This window comes from Salipaludibacillus sp. CUR1 (assembly GCF_021028955.1).
Classification (GTDB): domain Bacteria; phylum Bacillota; class Bacilli; order Bacillales; family Salisediminibacteriaceae; genus Salipaludibacillus.
Window position 1 is genome coordinate 186712 of record NZ_JAIWPE010000096.1, and the last position, 14387, is coordinate 201098.

At 42.4% G+C, this 14387-nt stretch carries 18 protein-coding genes; all 18 read right to left on the reverse strand.

All coding sequences use genetic code 11. From position 1 onward, the window contains the following. Nucleotides 1-9 precede the first annotated feature (9 nt). A complete protein-coding gene (gene fliY / locus K8O68_RS19615) occupies nucleotides 10-1239 on the reverse strand; it encodes a flagellar motor switch phosphatase FliY (RefSeq protein ID WP_230898453.1) in 1230 nt (409 codons plus the stop codon). Continuing rightward, nucleotides 1232-2227, reverse strand: coding sequence for a flagellar motor switch protein FliM (gene fliM, locus K8O68_RS19620; protein WP_230898454.1), 996 nt, complete (start codon nucleotides 2225-2227; stop codon nucleotides 1232-1234). Before fliM ends, fliY begins: the two co-directional genes overlap by 8 nt. Before the next feature lie 35 nt (nucleotides 2228-2262). Continuing rightward, complete coding sequence (gene fliL / locus K8O68_RS19625; RefSeq protein ID WP_230898455.1) at nucleotides 2263-2694, reverse strand: flagellar basal body-associated protein FliL; 432 nt, start codon at nucleotides 2692-2694, stop codon at nucleotides 2263-2265. Between the two features lie 2 nt (nucleotides 2695-2696). Next, nucleotides 2697-2921, reverse strand: coding sequence for a flagellar FlbD family protein (locus K8O68_RS19630; RefSeq protein WP_230898456.1), 225 nt, complete (start codon nucleotides 2919-2921; stop codon nucleotides 2697-2699). Between the two features lie 97 nt (nucleotides 2922-3018). Next, nucleotides 3019-3825 carry a flagellar basal body rod protein FlgG gene (flgG, locus tag K8O68_RS19635; RefSeq protein WP_230898457.1) on the reverse strand — a complete coding sequence of 269 codons (807 nt, stop codon included), beginning with the start codon at nucleotides 3823-3825 and terminating at the stop codon, nucleotides 3019-3021. A gap of 83 nt (nucleotides 3826-3908) precedes the next feature. Continuing rightward, nucleotides 3909-4298 carry a TIGR02530 family flagellar biosynthesis protein gene (locus K8O68_RS19640; protein WP_230898458.1) on the reverse strand — a complete coding sequence of 130 codons (390 nt, stop codon included), beginning with the start codon at nucleotides 4296-4298 and terminating at the stop codon, nucleotides 3909-3911. A gap of 20 nt (nucleotides 4299-4318) precedes the next feature. Continuing rightward, on the reverse strand, nucleotides 4319-4789 hold the full coding sequence (flgD, locus tag K8O68_RS19645; RefSeq protein ID WP_230898459.1) for a flagellar hook assembly protein FlgD: 471 nt from the start codon (nucleotides 4787-4789) through the stop codon (nucleotides 4319-4321). A 12-nt stretch (nucleotides 4790-4801) separates the two neighbouring features. Further along, nucleotides 4802-6106, reverse strand: coding sequence for a flagellar hook-length control protein FliK (locus K8O68_RS19650; RefSeq protein ID WP_230898460.1), 1305 nt, complete (start codon nucleotides 6104-6106; stop codon nucleotides 4802-4804). 22 nt (nucleotides 6107-6128) lie between these two features. Continuing rightward, entirely contained in the window at nucleotides 6129-6689 is a 561-nt protein-coding gene (locus K8O68_RS19655; protein ID WP_230898461.1) for a MotE family protein, read from the reverse strand. A 14-nt stretch (nucleotides 6690-6703) separates the two neighbouring features. Continuing rightward, entirely contained in the window at nucleotides 6704-7141 is a 438-nt protein-coding gene (gene fliJ, locus K8O68_RS19660; protein ID WP_230898462.1) for a flagellar export protein FliJ, read from the reverse strand. Next, complete coding sequence (gene fliI, locus K8O68_RS19665; RefSeq protein ID WP_230898463.1) at nucleotides 7141-8460, reverse strand: flagellar protein export ATPase FliI; 1320 nt, start codon at nucleotides 8458-8460, stop codon at nucleotides 7141-7143. The genes fliJ and fliI overlap by 1 nt, the downstream gene beginning before the upstream one ends. Beyond that, nucleotides 8450-9253, reverse strand: coding sequence for a flagellar assembly protein FliH (fliH, locus tag K8O68_RS19670; RefSeq protein ID WP_230898464.1), 804 nt, complete (start codon nucleotides 9251-9253; stop codon nucleotides 8450-8452). The genes fliI and fliH overlap by 11 nt, the downstream gene beginning before the upstream one ends. Then, nucleotides 9246-10256 carry a flagellar motor switch protein FliG gene (gene fliG, locus K8O68_RS19675; RefSeq protein WP_230898465.1) on the reverse strand — a complete coding sequence of 337 codons (1011 nt, stop codon included), beginning with the start codon at nucleotides 10254-10256 and terminating at the stop codon, nucleotides 9246-9248. The genes fliH and fliG overlap by 8 nt, the downstream gene beginning before the upstream one ends. Before the next feature lie 15 nt (nucleotides 10257-10271). Continuing rightward, nucleotides 10272-11858, reverse strand: a complete 1587-nt coding sequence (fliF, locus tag K8O68_RS19680) for a flagellar basal-body MS-ring/collar protein FliF (RefSeq protein WP_230898466.1) — start codon at nucleotides 11856-11858, stop codon at nucleotides 10272-10274. A 212-nt stretch (nucleotides 11859-12070) separates the two neighbouring features. Then, nucleotides 12071-12343 (reverse strand): flagellar hook-basal body complex protein FliE, encoded by a 273-nt coding sequence (fliE, locus tag K8O68_RS19685; protein WP_483314044.1) that lies wholly within the window; start codon nucleotides 12341-12343, stop codon nucleotides 12071-12073. Nucleotides 12344-12400: 57 nt separating this feature from the next. Beyond that, a complete protein-coding gene (gene flgC / locus K8O68_RS19690; protein WP_230898468.1) occupies nucleotides 12401-12850 on the reverse strand; it encodes a flagellar basal body rod protein FlgC in 450 nt (149 codons plus the stop codon). A gap of 6 nt (nucleotides 12851-12856) precedes the next feature. Continuing rightward, on the reverse strand, nucleotides 12857-13258 hold the full coding sequence (gene flgB / locus K8O68_RS19695; protein WP_230898469.1) for a flagellar basal body rod protein FlgB: 402 nt from the start codon (nucleotides 13256-13258) through the stop codon (nucleotides 12857-12859). 352 nt (nucleotides 13259-13610) lie between these two features. Further along, the gene (codY, locus tag K8O68_RS19700) at nucleotides 13611-14387 is read right to left on the reverse strand and encodes a GTP-sensing pleiotropic transcriptional regulator CodY (RefSeq protein ID WP_093047599.1); all 777 of its coding nucleotides are present in this window, start codon (nucleotides 14385-14387) and stop codon (nucleotides 13611-13613) included.

The window sequence follows — 14387 nt, forward strand, 5'->3', positions numbered from 1 at the left end:
ATCGAACTTTTAATTTTTCAAATTGCTTATACGTTCTTTCTGGCTGACGATATCGGTGACTCTTACGCCGAAGTTTTCGTCAATCACCACGACTTCTCCTTTAGCTATCAGCCTCTGATTCACTAAGATATCAACCGGTTCACCTGCCAGCTTGTCCAGTTCCACAATAGATCCCGGAGCAAGTTCCAGTATTTCTTTAATCGACCGTTTCGTCCGCCCCAGCTCTACTGTCACCTCAAGCGGAATGTCGAGAAGCATATCAAGATTTTTTGCTTCCTGCTCATTTAAAGCCGGTTTTTCAAAATTTGAAAAAGCAGCAGGCTGGATATTCGCTGTCCGCTCAGGCTGATTAGGACCGGAAGACACATGCTGAGGTTCCTGCCTTGGCACGGATTCTTCCCGAATCTGCTGCTGGCGGGAGGAAGATGTCTCATTTGAAGTTCCGTGCTCTGATTTTTCTCCTTTATGTATGGCTTGCTCTACCTGAACAGGTTCCGTTTGTGAAGAACCTGCTTCGTCCGTCTGCTCATCAGGATTCATCAGCTGTTCAACCATTGATTTAGCAAAAGAGACGCTTAGCAACTGCATGATCTTGGAATCTATTAAGTTTCCAACTTTCAAGTTAAATGAAATTTGGACGAGAACCTCTTCATCAGGAAGTTTAACCTTGTTAGGGTTTTCCGGAAGATCCAGTAAATCTATTCCTGGCGGCGATATATCGACTTTCTTGTTAAAAATAGTCGACATGGAAGTTGAGGCCGAGCCCATCATTTGATTCATAGCTTCCTGAACAGCACTTATTTCCATATCCCCAAGGTCTCCACTCGCATTAGTGCCGTCATTCCCAAGCATTAAATCGGCTATCACCGCTGCATCAGACGTTTTTATGACGAGTAGATTTAACCCTTCAAATCCTGCTGTATACTGTACAGATACTGCTACATGGGGTTTAGGAAACTGATGATGGAGGGCTTCCTGTTTAATGACTGACACTTCCGGAGTCGTCACATCCACCTTCTGGTTTAACAGGGTCGAGAGCGCTGTGGCGGAACTCCCGAAAGAAATATTTCCGATTTCCCCTAACGCATCCTGTTCAATTCCTGATAAGTAATTTTCTATTTGCAGACTGCTGTCTGTATCTTCTGTTTTATTGGCGGGCTGGTCATTTAATGAATTGCTGTTATCCATGCCGTTTAAAAGGGCATTTATTTCTTCCTGGGAAAGCATATCGTCATTCATCGACAGTCCCCTCCTCTTCTATGATATCTGTAATTTGTACCGCAGCATGATTTTTCATTTTTCCTGGCTGGACTTTATATTTAGCTTCATTTCCAACACGGGCTAAAAGGGATTCTTCTATTAACTGGTCGAGTTCTATAATGTCGCCCGGAGCTAAGTGCAGAAACTCTTCAATTGAAATTCGGGATTTTCCTAATTCCACTATAAAATCCACAGGAGCTTTCTTCAGGTTAAACTCCAGTGATTCCAGTTCTCCCGGCTCGCGGTCTTTCTGAATCGTCTGCATCCACAGATGGGCAGATAATTTAGGCAATAGAGGTTCAATGACGACATGCGGCAGACAAATATTAATCATTCCGGATGATTCTCCGATAGTTGTAGAAAGAGAAATGACAACCACAGTTTCATTCGGTGAAACAAGCTGGAGAAATTGCGGGTTGACTTCCATGTCATCCATCACAGGGTCTAATTCTTCTACAGATAACCACGCTTCCCGAAACGTATCCATCGTCCGCTGAAACAGCTGGGACATTATTTTTGTTTCTATTTCCGTTAGATTTTCCACTTTATTGTAAGCTTCGCCTCTTCCGCCAAGCATACGGTCCAGCATCGCATACGCGATGTTCGGGTTGACTTCCATAACAAACCTGCCGTCAAGAGGAGCAGGTTCAAATACGTTTAATATAGTCATTTTGGGGACAGACCTGATAAATTCTTCATATGGCAGCTGATCTACAGAAGCCACAGTTATTTGCACAAATGTCCTCAGCTGAGCGGATAATTGTGTGGTCAGCAGTCTTGCGTAATTTTCATGGATCCGTGTCAAACTCCGGACCTGGTCTTTCGAAAAACGCAGTGCCCGTTTAAAATCATACGATCTTATTTTTTTTGCTGTTTCTTCTTTCTTCAGCTCATCTGCATCCATCTCACCGGTGGAAAGTGCTGACAGCAATGCATCAATTTCCCCTTGTGATAGTACATCAGCCATTTAACGTCACCTCTATTCAACTGCTGCCAGTTACTTTATTGAATGACTCTTTGATTCATATATACTTCAATCACCTGGCCATCCTGCATAATTTCGTTTACCCGGCTTCTGATTTGATCTTCCAGTCTCTGAATACCTTCTGAACCTTGAAAATCCCTGTCAGTCATATCAGAGAGTTCCTGGATGATAATGTTTTCCACCTGGAAGTTGCGTTTCTCCATCTCACTTTTAGCATCATTATTCTCCAGTTCAATTACAAATTGCGTACGGATAATATGATTTGATGATAAATTCGTTGTAATTTGTTCTGTCTCTACTGACCTTTCAAGTACCTGGTCAATTGTCGGTTCACCCACTGCTTCTGTCTCCTGAAAAAATTGAGTAAATAAAACGACAGAAAGAAGACCTAATAGAGATAACGCAGCAAGAATAATGAGCATAATATTGACTAAACGGTTTGCAAACATAATTATATCTCCTCTTTCCGGCTTTCCTGCGCTTTTAAGAAAGGGATCAAACCAATTCGCTTGTAAAAATGTTCAATCCGGGTTGCCACTTCCTGTTCGGTTTCCTTTACTACGAGCTTTTTGCCGTTCGTTAAGGTGATCGTTGTGTCAGGAAAAGCTTGAATTTGCTCAATATAGATTGCATTAAGGGTGAAAGACTGATTATTCAGGCGTGTTAAAGTTACCATTAGTTATCTCGAGCGTCACTTTTGCAAGCGGGGCTCTTACCTCCCTTTTATTTAAGCGGCCAGGGCTTAGCGTGCTCTTACGCTAAGCCAGGCCTGTCTATCGTTTTAAGTTGACAAGCTCCTGAAGTATCTCATCTGAGGTTGTGATCATACGGGTATTGGCCTGAAAACCACGCTGAGAGACTATCATCTCTGCAAACTCTTCAGACAGGTCTACATTTGACATTTCAAGGGTAGAGCTTACGATTCCGCCTCTCCCTTCAATTCCAGGTGCTCCGCCATTTGGTTCTCCTGAGTTAGGAGTGACCGCAAAAAGGTTATTCCCGGCTTTTGATAACCCCCCCGGATTGGAAAAGGTAGCGATTTGAATCTGGCCTAATTCTACAGGTGGTTCACCATCCGACGGGATCCCAAGTACTTCACCTGAGGGGGAAATAGTATAGCTTTCATACCCTGCGTCATTTGGAATTATGATTGGCTGGCCATCTAAACCACTCAGGTAGTAGCCATCAGCGTTAACCATCGTTCCTCCCTCATCAAGGTAAAAATTCCCTGCCCTCGTAAAGAAATCATTTCCTGACCCGTCGTTAACGACAAAATAGCCGTCTCCTGAAATAGCCAAATCCAGATCTCTTCCGGTAGACTGAAGAGAGCCTTGAGTGGTAATCGTGTCAACAGAGGAGAGGCCTCCGCCTAAACCTACCTGCTGAGGGTTGGTACCGCCTCTTCCTCCTGCTACAGGGGTGCTTGCCCCGGCGAGCTGCTGGCTGACTAAATCGTTAAAGGTTGCCCGCCCTTTTTTGTAACCGTACGTATTTACGTTTGCTATATTGTTTCCAATCACATCAAGTTTGGTTTGAAAATTTTTCATACCGCCTATACCTGAATATAAAGATCGAATCATATTGTTCGTTCTCCTTTCGCCCTTGTCTGTTAATTAGCTGCTTCAGTCGGTCCGCAGCATACGGCTCCCTTACGGTCCGGCCGTTAGTCATTTACAATAATCGCTCCATTAATATTCGTAAAAACTTGTGAGGCTGCTTCTTCACGGTGCATGGCAGTTATGACTGTCCCATTTTCGGCACTAATCACAAAAGCCGCTTCATTTGTCAATACAAGTGAATCCTTAATTCCTTTTTGTTTCGCTTCTTTTATTTTTTGCCCTATTTCACCCCACGTGTCACTGGCCAGTTTAATATCCCGGTCGATTAATCTCTTTTCTGCATGTTTACTTATTTTCAGTTCCTGCTGTTTTTCAATATTGTTTTCAAGCAGGTTTTTGAAATTCGGGCTGCCGGATTTTCCAGTTTCAGTTTTTTTCACCGGCGGCTTTGGTAAAGGGTGCTGCAGGTGATGGGGCATGATTTTCATACTCATGGAAATCACCTTCTTTACATTTAGTCACGATTCGAAACCGACACTAAAGCTCCTGTCTGAACTTTAGTCGTTCCGTCTATAACGAGCTGGGCCTGCCCGTCCTTAAAAACAACTGAAGTCACCGTCCCTGTCAGTATTTCTGATTTTTTTGGATTCCCCTGCTCATCTTTAGAAATGATTTTTTCCCATTCAATTTTCTTGCCTATCAAGTCACTATGGGAAACAAAATCACTTTTCCGGTGCAAATCCATAAATTTCTGGAGGTTTTCATTCATATTAGTCATTTGTTCCAGGCTGGAAAACTGGGCCATTTGAGCAATAAACTCTTTATCTTCCATTGGATTTAATGGATCCTGATTTTGCAGCTGTGTTAAAAGCAGTTTTAAGAAAGCATCTTTATCAAGATTGGGGCTGCCTGTCCCTTTATCTTTTTTGTTTTGAATATGGTCGTGATAATAAAGACTTTCTGTAGCCTGGATCATAGCCGGCATTCACTCCACTCTTTAAACTTCTGTATCAAATGTCGCTTCTAAGAAATCGGAGAAATCTTCAGTTTCCTGTTCCTCATCATCTTCAGAAGAGCCGCTTTTTTGTTTCTCGTCATACCTGTCTTTCCCTGTGCCTTCCCTTTCAGCGTCTTTTAAAGACTGCTGTGTGTGCTGTTGAGTAATTTCAATTTTATCCACTTGAATATTCTGGGCTTGAAAGGCATGTCGAAGCTGTGTCATTTGGCCTTCTATAAGGTCTCTCGCTGTTTTTGTAGTCGTCATAAGCGTGGCCGTTATAACTCCATTAACCTGCTGAATAGTAACATCCATTCGCCCTAACGAAGCAGGGTGAAGTTTTAAGCTTAGTTGCTGCACACCATTGGAAAGCTGCTGAAACGTACTGCGCCCTAATAGATTATGAAACTGACGGATGACCTGCTCCTGTGATGCCCGGCCGGCTTCATTGTCTCCCTGGAGCATAGCCGTATGCTGGAACCTGGCTAATTGGCTGTTCGCTGTATCAGGCATTAATACTGGCACCTGCATCGTTTTTATTGGATTGGCTGGCTCTTTTTGATCTGCAGCAGCTGTATGTGTTACGTATGGCAGTTCCAATGCACGTACCGGATTTTCCGCTTGTTTTTTCTCTTGAAAAGGATTCGTTATTAAGCCGTTGTTCTCTAATTTTGTCCGGGACAAAAGCTTACCCAGCTGGTCAGCCAATTGGCTGAAAGCATTATTTTTTTCACTTAGTTTCATATCAGGGAAATATGCTTCTGTAAGTTGCGTAACAAAATGGAGAGCTTTGTCCCTGTTCCATTCTGTCTCCAACTGCTCTTTGTATGTAAATGCTGAGATAATAGCGAGCAGGTTAGCTGAAGTGCCTTCATCTTTCAAATCCTCTGTTAAACCTTCTAAAGATATGCGACGCTCAAAAAGAAGCTTAAAGTCTTCTGCCCATTGATCAGGTAAGCTGTTCAAGAGCTGTTTAATTTCCTTGTTTTCGAGCATTTCCTCTGAAATAAAACTGTCCTCCAGAGGCAGTTGCTCTATCACCTTTAATATTTCGTTTATGTCATTTGCGAGAGTCGCTGCTGGTTCCTTTAATTCACGGCAAGCAATAAGCGTTGGCGGGGCGTCATTTTTTTCCGTTTCCTTCAGGTACTCAATGTCCTGGTTTTCTTCTTCAGAAATAGAAGTCAGCAGTTCCAAAAATTCCTTTTCCAGCCCTTCTTTTTCTCGAGTTTCGGGTTGAATACTCCCGTCATGAAAGACATTTGCTAATTGCACTATTGGTTTAAGCAGCGGCATTTCATTCATTTAGTCACCCCCCTTCAAGGGTTTAATTGGAAATCTCACTTAAGAGCTGTGCAGCAGATTCCGGTTCCACTCTGCTGAGTATATCCGCCCGGTTATTCACCCGCATCATTCGCAAATAAGTCACAGCTTCTTCCTCGGGCAATTCACTGATAATATCAGCTGCTTTAGAAGCTGTCATGCCTTCCAGAGTTTTCACGATGTCGGTAAGGTCTGCTGTCACTTCTTCTATATCCTGAGATGCAATCTCATCTGTCTGCAGAGTAAGCAGCTCTTCTTCAAGGTCAGCCACCTCTTTTTCTTTTTCCTCAAGGCGGCTTTCCAATTGCCCAATTTGCTGCACATAGGACTCATTTTCATGCTCGAGTTGAGCAAGCTTTTCTTCTTCCCGCAGCTCTTCTTCCTGTTCACTTTCAGTAAAAGGCAGAAACGCGGCTGTCTTCTGAAAAGTTTCTCCTATATTAAAACCAAGGTAATAGAGTAAAACTACCGCTAAAATTATCGCAAAAGCAGCTGGAATGATAATGACCATAAAAAAAACCTGAAACTTATTTTGAGATTTTTCTGTTTGCTTATTCTCACTCATAGCATCACCTGATTTCATCGCCTGAGAAACTGTTGAACAGAAACGTCATCAAGGAATTTCGATTCTTGGCGCTTTTCTTCTTGCAAGAATTCACCCTGCTTAATTTCTTTCATCTTTTCGTATTTTTTCAGATCGATAGATTTATACATCAAATATTTTTCTTTTTCGTTCATATTCTTTCTGGCATGATGAGTACTTAACTGCAACCTGTCAATTTCGCTTTGAAGATAACTGATAGTTTTCTCATTGAACTGGATCGCAGAAATAGATAATCCTTCAGTCAATTTCCTTTCAATCTCTTCCATTAATTCTTCTTTTCTTTTTAAGAACTCATAGAGTTGTGCAGCTGTCTTTTTAAACTCTTTAACAGATTCCGAATAAGCCCGTTCCGCATCTCCTTTTTCGTGATCTTTAAGTTCCATCACTTTTTGAAGAGTAAAATGAAAACTCATCAGTTTCCTCCTTTGCCAAACTGCTCCATCATTAAGTTTGTTGTCTGGTGGAAATCATGGGTGTCGTTTAGCCCCTGTTTAAGAAAGTCTAAAATGCCAGGATATCTTTTCATCGCCTCATCAACTTCTTTATTTGTCCCTTTTTTGTAGGCGCCAATAGTTATTAAATCTTCTGACTCACTGTATACGGCGAGCATATTCCTCATATAATCGGCTGTTTCTCTGTGGGAAACAGAGACAAGGTCGTTCATTACCCGGCTGATGCTTGTAAGGACATTGATGGCCGGGAACTGGCCCTTGTTGGCAAGTTTCCTGTCGAGGACGAGATGCCCGTCAAGAATCCCTCTCACACTGTCGGCGATCGGTTCATTCATGTCGTCTCCGTCAACAAGAACCGTATAGAAAGCAGTAATGGAGCCATTTTCATTCATTCCGCTCCTTTCGAGCAGGCGGGGCAGAAGAGCAAAGACTGACGGTGTATACCCTTTAGTAGTGGGAGGTTCGCCGATTGCCAAGCCTACCTCTCTCTGAGCCATTGCTACTCTCGTGACAGAATCCATCATGAGAGTGACATTCAGCCCTTGATCACGGAAATATTCACTGATTGCGGTAGCCGTCATCGCTCCTTTTATCCTCATTAATGCTGGCTGGTCGGAGGTGGCGACGACGACTATCGTATTTTTTAAACCGTCTGAGCCAAGGTCACGTTCTATAAAATCCCTTACTTCTCTTCCTCGCTCCCCGATTAGAGCAATCACATTCAAATCAGCATCTGAATTTTTTGCAATCATGGCCATTAACGTACTTTTTCCAACTCCGCTACCCGCAAAAATCCCCATTCGCTGCCCTTTCCCGACAGTAAATAATCCGTCAATTGCTTTGACCCCCAAGCTTAAAGGCTCTTTTATTCTAGGCCGTTTCAATGGGTTTGGGGGAGGATTATCTGTTGAAAAAGCCTGCAGTCCTTCTTTCAGTCCTGCCTCGTCAAAAGGACGACCTAAACTGTCCACCACACTGCCGATCATCCCTGCCCCTACTTTTATCTGTAGCGAATGGTTTTGACTTTCGACTAAACTTCCAGGGGCTATCTCATCAACTCTGTCATAAGGCATAAGAAGAACATTCTGTTCCCGGAAGCCCACGACTTCAGCAAGAATTGCTCTTTTTTGACCATTCCCTACGATAATTGAACACAGATCACCGACTGATGTCTGAGGGCCTTTTGACTCAATCATCAGGCCGACAACCTGGGTAACTTTTCCATAATGCTTATATGGAGATATGGAGTGGATGTGAGATAGCAATCGCTCAATGCTCATTGGCTGCTCCTTCTTTCAGCTTTTCAAAAAGTATTCTTTTCATTTCCCTCAGCTGGCTGTCCACTGACGCATCAATCTGCCCATAAGGTGTTTCTATCACACAGCCCATTTTCTCCAATGAGCTGTCTGGAAAAATGAGTAACTCCCTCGTGTGCAGAGCTATACCTTCAAGCTCTTTCTTATGCTGGAGGGTGGCTTCATACCATTCAGGATGAACATAAATCTTAACTTCTTCTTGTTCACGCACTTCCGTGACCGCTTCTTTAATAAAATTTCCCCAGGCGGCTTCATCATTGCCTACAGTATGGGAAATGATTTTTTCTGCCAGATTAATCGCAAAGTTCAGCATGACAGGCTCTGATTCAGCAAGCTTCCTGCAGTAATCTTCTTTTGCATTAAGGACAACTTGCCGGGCTTCTGAAATATAGGATTCGTACTCTGCTTTCGCTTTTTCAGCCCCTTCAAGATAGCCTTGATTAAACCCTTCTTCTGCAGTCTGTCTGTAAAGATTCTCAGATTCTTCCTGGATTCTGTTCTTTTCCTCATGCATTGCCTTATGCCACTCGTCTTTTTGTATCTCCAGTTCTTTTTTTAACCGTTCAAGCTCATCTTTTTCATTAGAAACAATTTCCAGCTGTTCTTTATAGTGAAAATGTTGCTCAGCTGATTGATTAGCCGTTGTATTATTAGCTACACTTCTTTTTTCGTGAATAAATGGTGAAATTTCACGAATCCGGATCGTTTTGCCGGATTTCCCCCCATTTGCAGAGGAGGATTTAATAATTTTAGACAATAATATCATCCCCTCCACCGCGGGCGATGACAATTTCGCCTGCTTCTTCAAGTCGGCGGATCACAGCTACGATTCTCGTCTGTGCTTCTTCAACATCTTTCAGGCGGACAGGCCCCATAAATTCCATTTCTTCCTTAAATGTTTCTGACATACGCTGAGACATATTATTAAAGAGAATTTCTTTCACTTCGTCACTTGCTACTTTTAATGCAAGCTGCAGGTCTTCATTTTCGACATCCCTGATGACACGCTGAATAGAACGGTTGTCCAGCGTCACAATATCTTCAAACACAAACATTCTCTTCTTTATTTCTTCTGCCAGTTCAGGATCCTGGATTTCGAGAGAATCGAGAATCGTTCTCTCAGTACTCCGGTCCACACTGTTTAAGACTTCCACCACAGACTCGATCCCGCCAGCCTGTGTATAATCCTGTGTGACTGTGGCAGAGAGTTTTCTTTCAAGTATACTCTCCACTTCATTAACGATTTCAGGAGAGGTGCTGTCCATCAGGGCAATCCTCTTAGCGACATCAGCCTGTACTTCCTGAGATAACGAAGATAAAATCTGGCCAGACTGCTCACTGTCCAGATAGGACAAGACAAGCGCAATGGTCTGAGGGTGTTCATTTTGTATAAAATTAAAGATTTGTCCAGCTTCGGCCTTTCTTGCAAAATCAAACGGCCTGACTTGCAGAGTAGAAGTCAGCCTGTTAATTATCTCCATCGCTTCATCGGCTCCCAGGGCTTTTTCCAATACATCTTTTGCATATCCGATTCCGCCCTGTGTGATATATTCCTGAGCAACCGCGAGCTGATGAAACTGATTAATAATCTCTTCTTTTGTATCCTGTTCAACTTTTTTTACGCTGGCAATTTCCAAAGTCAGCTTTTCAATCTCTTCTTCGGACAGATGTTTATAAACTCTTGCAGAGACATCCGGACCTAAAGAGATTAATAAAATGGCGGCCTTTTCTTTGCCAGTCAGTCCTTTTCGTTTCGCCACTCTTTGTTCCTCCTTTTAGTCCTCTGACAGCCACGTACGAACGAGTTTGGAAAATTCTTCAGGTTTATCTTTAGCTAATTTTTCCAGTTGTTGCCGGCGGGCTCTTTCTTCTGTATCCGGCTCTTCATCAATAGGTGGAAAATCATACCTGGACTGTTTACTGATAGAAAATTCCTCTGTTTCGTCGGTACTGTTCCGCTTACGCAATAACAGAACACCAAGGATTATAACTGCGAGTGCCAGTGCGCCTGCAATGTAATACCAATAAGGCGTATTTGAAACAGGCTCTTCAAATTCCACTTTTCCAAAGAAAGGCTGAGAAGAGACATAAATCCTGCTTTCAATTTCATCATTGTCCCAATCAGCTGTTAACTCTGCATCAATTGAGGTTCTGACTACCTGCCCTAAAATTTGCTGAATATCATTAAGTCTGTCTTGCGGAAGAGAAGCCGGATCTTCAGGGTCAGGGGGCTCTACCATCACCTGTATACCTATATCCCTGATTTTGTAAGGACTTTTTACGATCTCCCTGGAAATCCGGTTCACTTCATTATTTATTCGTTCTTCAATACGCTCATAATCTCCCTGGCCGCCTGCACCTGCTCCAGGATATCCAGGTATATCAGTTTCACCTGTTCCTGCCACACCGCCTTCTGCCATCTCTTCACCTTCGTATGTTTCAGTAATTCTTTCCACACTAACGGCAAGGCCTTCCATTGTTTCATCATCTGCCGGTTCTATTAATTCTTCATGCCTGTTCTCCTGAGTGAAATCGAGATCCGTAGAAATGGATACAAGCACCTTATCAGGACCTACCATCGTCCCAAGCATTTGCTGCAAATCCCGTTGAATGTCCCGTTCAATATCTTTTTGGATCTTCCGCTGCTGTTCGTAAACGGATAGAGCAGAATCCCCCATGGAAGGCTGTTCCTGCAACTCCAAATACCTGGACATCTGGTCCATAATTACAATATTTTCAATTGGCAAATTAGGAACACTCCGCGAGATCAAATGGTACATTGATCTGATTTGATTCTCATCCAGCGAAACTCCAGCTTGTAAATTTAAAAGTACAGAGGCGGTTGCTTCATCCGGTTCATCACCAAGCCAAATGCTTTCTTCTGGCATCGTTATCATAACCTGGGAATTTTGGACGCCATCTACATTTCTGATTAAATCTTCCAATGAAGTTTGAATGGCTGCTCTTTCAAGAAGCTGGAATTCACTGTCTGTTGTCCCGAACCCCATATTATCTCTGAATGTAGAATAATCTATTCTGCCCGTCTGGGGAATGCCTTCTGCAGCCAGGCTCACTTTTAACTCATTTACCATCCCCTCGGGAACTGAGATAGAGGTGCCGTCACTGCTGATTTCATTAGACACCCCCCGGCTGTCAAGCGTTGCTTTAATTTCCCCTGTTTCCTGAACCGTCAAATTTGAATATAAAGGAACATAATTTGTACGGGAGCCCGTCCAGGTAAATAACAGGAGCAAGACTAAGAATAAAGCGATTGAGGCAGTAAGCAATCCCTTCTGTTTCTTTGTTCTCGATTGCCAAAATTCAGTTGTTTTCGTCTTATATTCCATCAGTTTTTCGTTCATGTTTCCTCCCACACTGCCTGTACATTTAATGGACAACCCGTTAAATGACGTTATCCGGTTCATTTTTATTTATGTATTAAAATATCTCGTCAAATTGCCAATAAATATGGTTAGACCCCCAAAAAAACTCCGCCCTCCTCGAATGACATAACACAAGGAGGCTTTTATAGAACTGAAGAGGGTGGATCTGTTTTTTTTACAAACGAGAAAGTTTATACTTGCATTCTCATAATTTCCTGGTAGGCCTCTATTGCTTTATTACGTACTTCAGTAGCTGTCTGTAACGTGACAGAGGCTTTTTCAGCTGTGATCATAACGTCGTGCAGATCAACTTGTTCCCCTCGGGCGACTTTCTCTGTCATAACCTGGGAAGCAGTTTGAGCCTGATTAATATCTGTGATCGCTGTATTTAACCACGACTTAAACGTCTGCTGAGCTTCATGGGGAGTCACTTTCCCTGTCATTCCCTGCGACTGAGGCTGCATGATTGTATTTATGTGCTGAGTTCCGTTTATTTCCATCATTTCCTCCTGAATTGCGTCTTATCTGCCTATCTCTAAAGCTTTTAGTAATAAATTTTTATGGGCATCCACTGCCGTCACATTAGCCTCATAAGATCTGGTGGCACTCATTAAATCCACCATTTCTTTTAACGGATCAACATTAGGCAGTTCTACATAACCATCTTCGTTTGCATCAGGGTGACCAGGCTGGTAAACCTGCCTGAACGGTGTCTGATCTTCAATAATTCGTCCGATTTTTACACCTTGCCCTATTTCTTCATTTCCGCTCACAGCCTTGTGAAGGTGTGACTTAAAACCTGACGAGTTATTAGGCTGCATTGTTACCATTTTTCTCCTGTAAGGCTCCCACTCGCCATCTACCATTCGTCCTCTCGTTGAATCTGCATTGGACATATTTCCCGATACGACATCCATACGGAGACGCTGTGCTGTTAAAGCAGAAGAAGAAACGTTGAATCCGTGAAACATAAGCTGTTACCTCCCTTGTCCAAGAACTGTCCTGACACTATTGAACCGGCCATTCAATCTGTCTATCAGGGTGTTATAATATATCTGATTTTTGGCTAATTCACTCATCTCATGGTCAATGTCAACATTATTACCGTTATGATTGAACACAGTATTATTCCGGGTTACAACAGCGGCTGAATCGTCAGAGGGCCTCCCTCCAAATTCGAGGTGCCGTCTATCGGTCTTCAATGCTTCCAGCTGCCCTTCCTGAGCACGGTTTAATTCATGGGAAAACACTGTCTTTTTAGCTTTATAGTTCGGTGTATCTGCATTAGCGATATTCTGGGAGATCGTGTTTTGTCTTGTCATCGAAGAGGACAGAGCAGTTTCCAATAATTGAGTCGTAGGGTTTTGAAGCAAATCCATTCCTATTCCCCCTTTTTCTAAAAAATAAACTATACAACTTATAACCTCTGCCTTAAGTGCTACTGCCGAGATTTATTGTATATAAAAAACCAACTTTTGTCTAACATTCTCAGAAATTGTCTTAATTTAGCTAAGAAAGACCTAATCAGTCAAATATTATATCCTTCCAAAAGACACAAATATATAAAGCGACGTAATGCGACAAATATTTCATGAAAGCTAACAATTGCACTTTACCACATTTCCACATATTTCTACGTACGTTTCTCAAACTTTTTTGTGAAAACCTAAAAAAAGAAGACTAATGAACCATTAGTCTTCTTTTTAAAGTAGTTAAATTGTTGATCGTTAATTAGTGTTTATGCTTTTCCAGTTCCACAAGGAATTTATTGTTTAACACTTTGATATAAGTGCCTTTCATACCTAATGATCTGGACTCAATGACACCGGCACTTTCAAGTTTTCTCAGAGCATTGACGATCACTGAGCGGGTAATTCCTACTCTGTCTGCTATTTTACTCGCCACAAGCAGCCCTTCATTTCCTTCTAATTCTTCGAAAATATGATCCACTGCTTCCAATTCACTGTAGGATAATGAACTGATAGCCATCTGAACAACTGCCTTGCTTCTTGCCTCTTGTTCGATCTCTTCAGCTTTTTCATGAAGAATCTCCATACCTACTACAGTTGCCCCGTATTCAGCAAGAATAAGATCATCGTTATCAAATGATTCATCCAGCCTTGCCAGAATTAACGTGCCTAAACGCTGTCCTCCTCCTTGCACAGGTACCACTGTCGTGAGGCCATTGGCAAAAAGGTCTTTATTCTCAACCGGGAAAGCTGTAAATTCACTGTTTATATCCAGGTTGGAGGACGTTTCTTCGATCTTAAACAACCCTGATGTATATTCTTCAGGAAACTGTCTCTCCTCAAGCATTTGCTGCATTCGGGAATTTTCAATTTCCTGTTTAATTGAATAACCGAGTAATTTCCCGCGGCGGCTGACGATAAAAATATTTGCTTCGATGACATCTCTTAATGTAACAGCCATATCTTTAAAATTAACTGACTGGCCCGCACTTTTCTGCAGTAATTCATTAATTTTCCTTGTTTTAGTTAATAGGTCCAT

Excerpts from the sequence above, each read along its gene's own strand:
- fliL (WP_230898455.1), bottom strand. The coding sequence starts at position 2,694 with ATGTTTGCAAACCGTTTAGTCAATATTATGCTCATTATTCTTGCTGCG.
- fliF (WP_230898466.1), bottom strand. The coding sequence starts at position 11,858 with ATGAACGAAAAACTGATGGAATATAAGACGAAAACAACTGAATTTTGG.
- fliJ (WP_230898462.1), bottom strand. The coding sequence starts at position 7,141 with ATGAGTTTTCATTTTACTCTTCAAAAAGTGATGGAACTTAAAGATCAC.
- fliY (WP_230898453.1), bottom strand. The coding sequence starts at position 1,239 with ATGAATGACGATATGCTTTCCCAGGAAGAAATAAATGCCCTTTTAAAC.
- fliI (WP_230898463.1), bottom strand. The coding sequence starts at position 8,460 with ATGAGCATTGAGCGATTGCTATCTCACATCCACTCCATATCTCCATAT.
- K8O68_RS19630 (WP_230898456.1), bottom strand. The coding sequence starts at position 2,921 with ATGGTAACTTTAACACGCCTGAATAATCAGTCTTTCACCCTTAATGCA.
- codY (WP_093047599.1), bottom strand. The coding sequence starts at position 14,387 with ATGGACCTATTAACTAAAACAAGGAAAATTAATGAATTACTGCAGAAA.
- fliE (WP_483314044.1), bottom strand. The coding sequence starts at position 12,343 with ATGCAGCCTCAGTCGCAGGGAATGACAGGGAAAGTGACTCCCCATGAA.
- flgC (WP_230898468.1), bottom strand. The coding sequence starts at position 12,850 with ATGTTTCACGGATTCAACGTTTCTTCTTCTGCTTTAACAGCACAGCGT.
- flgB (WP_230898469.1), bottom strand. The coding sequence starts at position 13,258 with ATGGATTTGCTTCAAAACCCTACGACTCAATTATTGGAAACTGCTCTG.
- K8O68_RS19655 (WP_230898461.1), bottom strand. The coding sequence starts at position 6,689 with ATGAGTGAGAATAAGCAAACAGAAAAATCTCAAAATAAGTTTCAGGTT.
- K8O68_RS19650 (WP_230898460.1), bottom strand. The coding sequence starts at position 6,106 with ATGAATGAAATGCCGCTGCTTAAACCAATAGTGCAATTAGCAAATGTC.
- fliM (WP_230898454.1), bottom strand. The coding sequence starts at position 2,227 with ATGGCTGATGTACTATCACAAGGGGAAATTGATGCATTGCTGTCAGCA.
- K8O68_RS19640 (WP_230898458.1), bottom strand. The coding sequence starts at position 4,298 with ATGAGTATGAAAATCATGCCCCATCACCTGCAGCACCCTTTACCAAAG.
- flgD (WP_230898459.1), bottom strand. The coding sequence starts at position 4,789 with ATGCCGGCTATGATCCAGGCTACAGAAAGTCTTTATTATCACGACCAT.
- flgG (WP_230898457.1), bottom strand. The coding sequence starts at position 3,825 with ATGATTCGATCTTTATATTCAGGTATAGGCGGTATGAAAAATTTTCAA.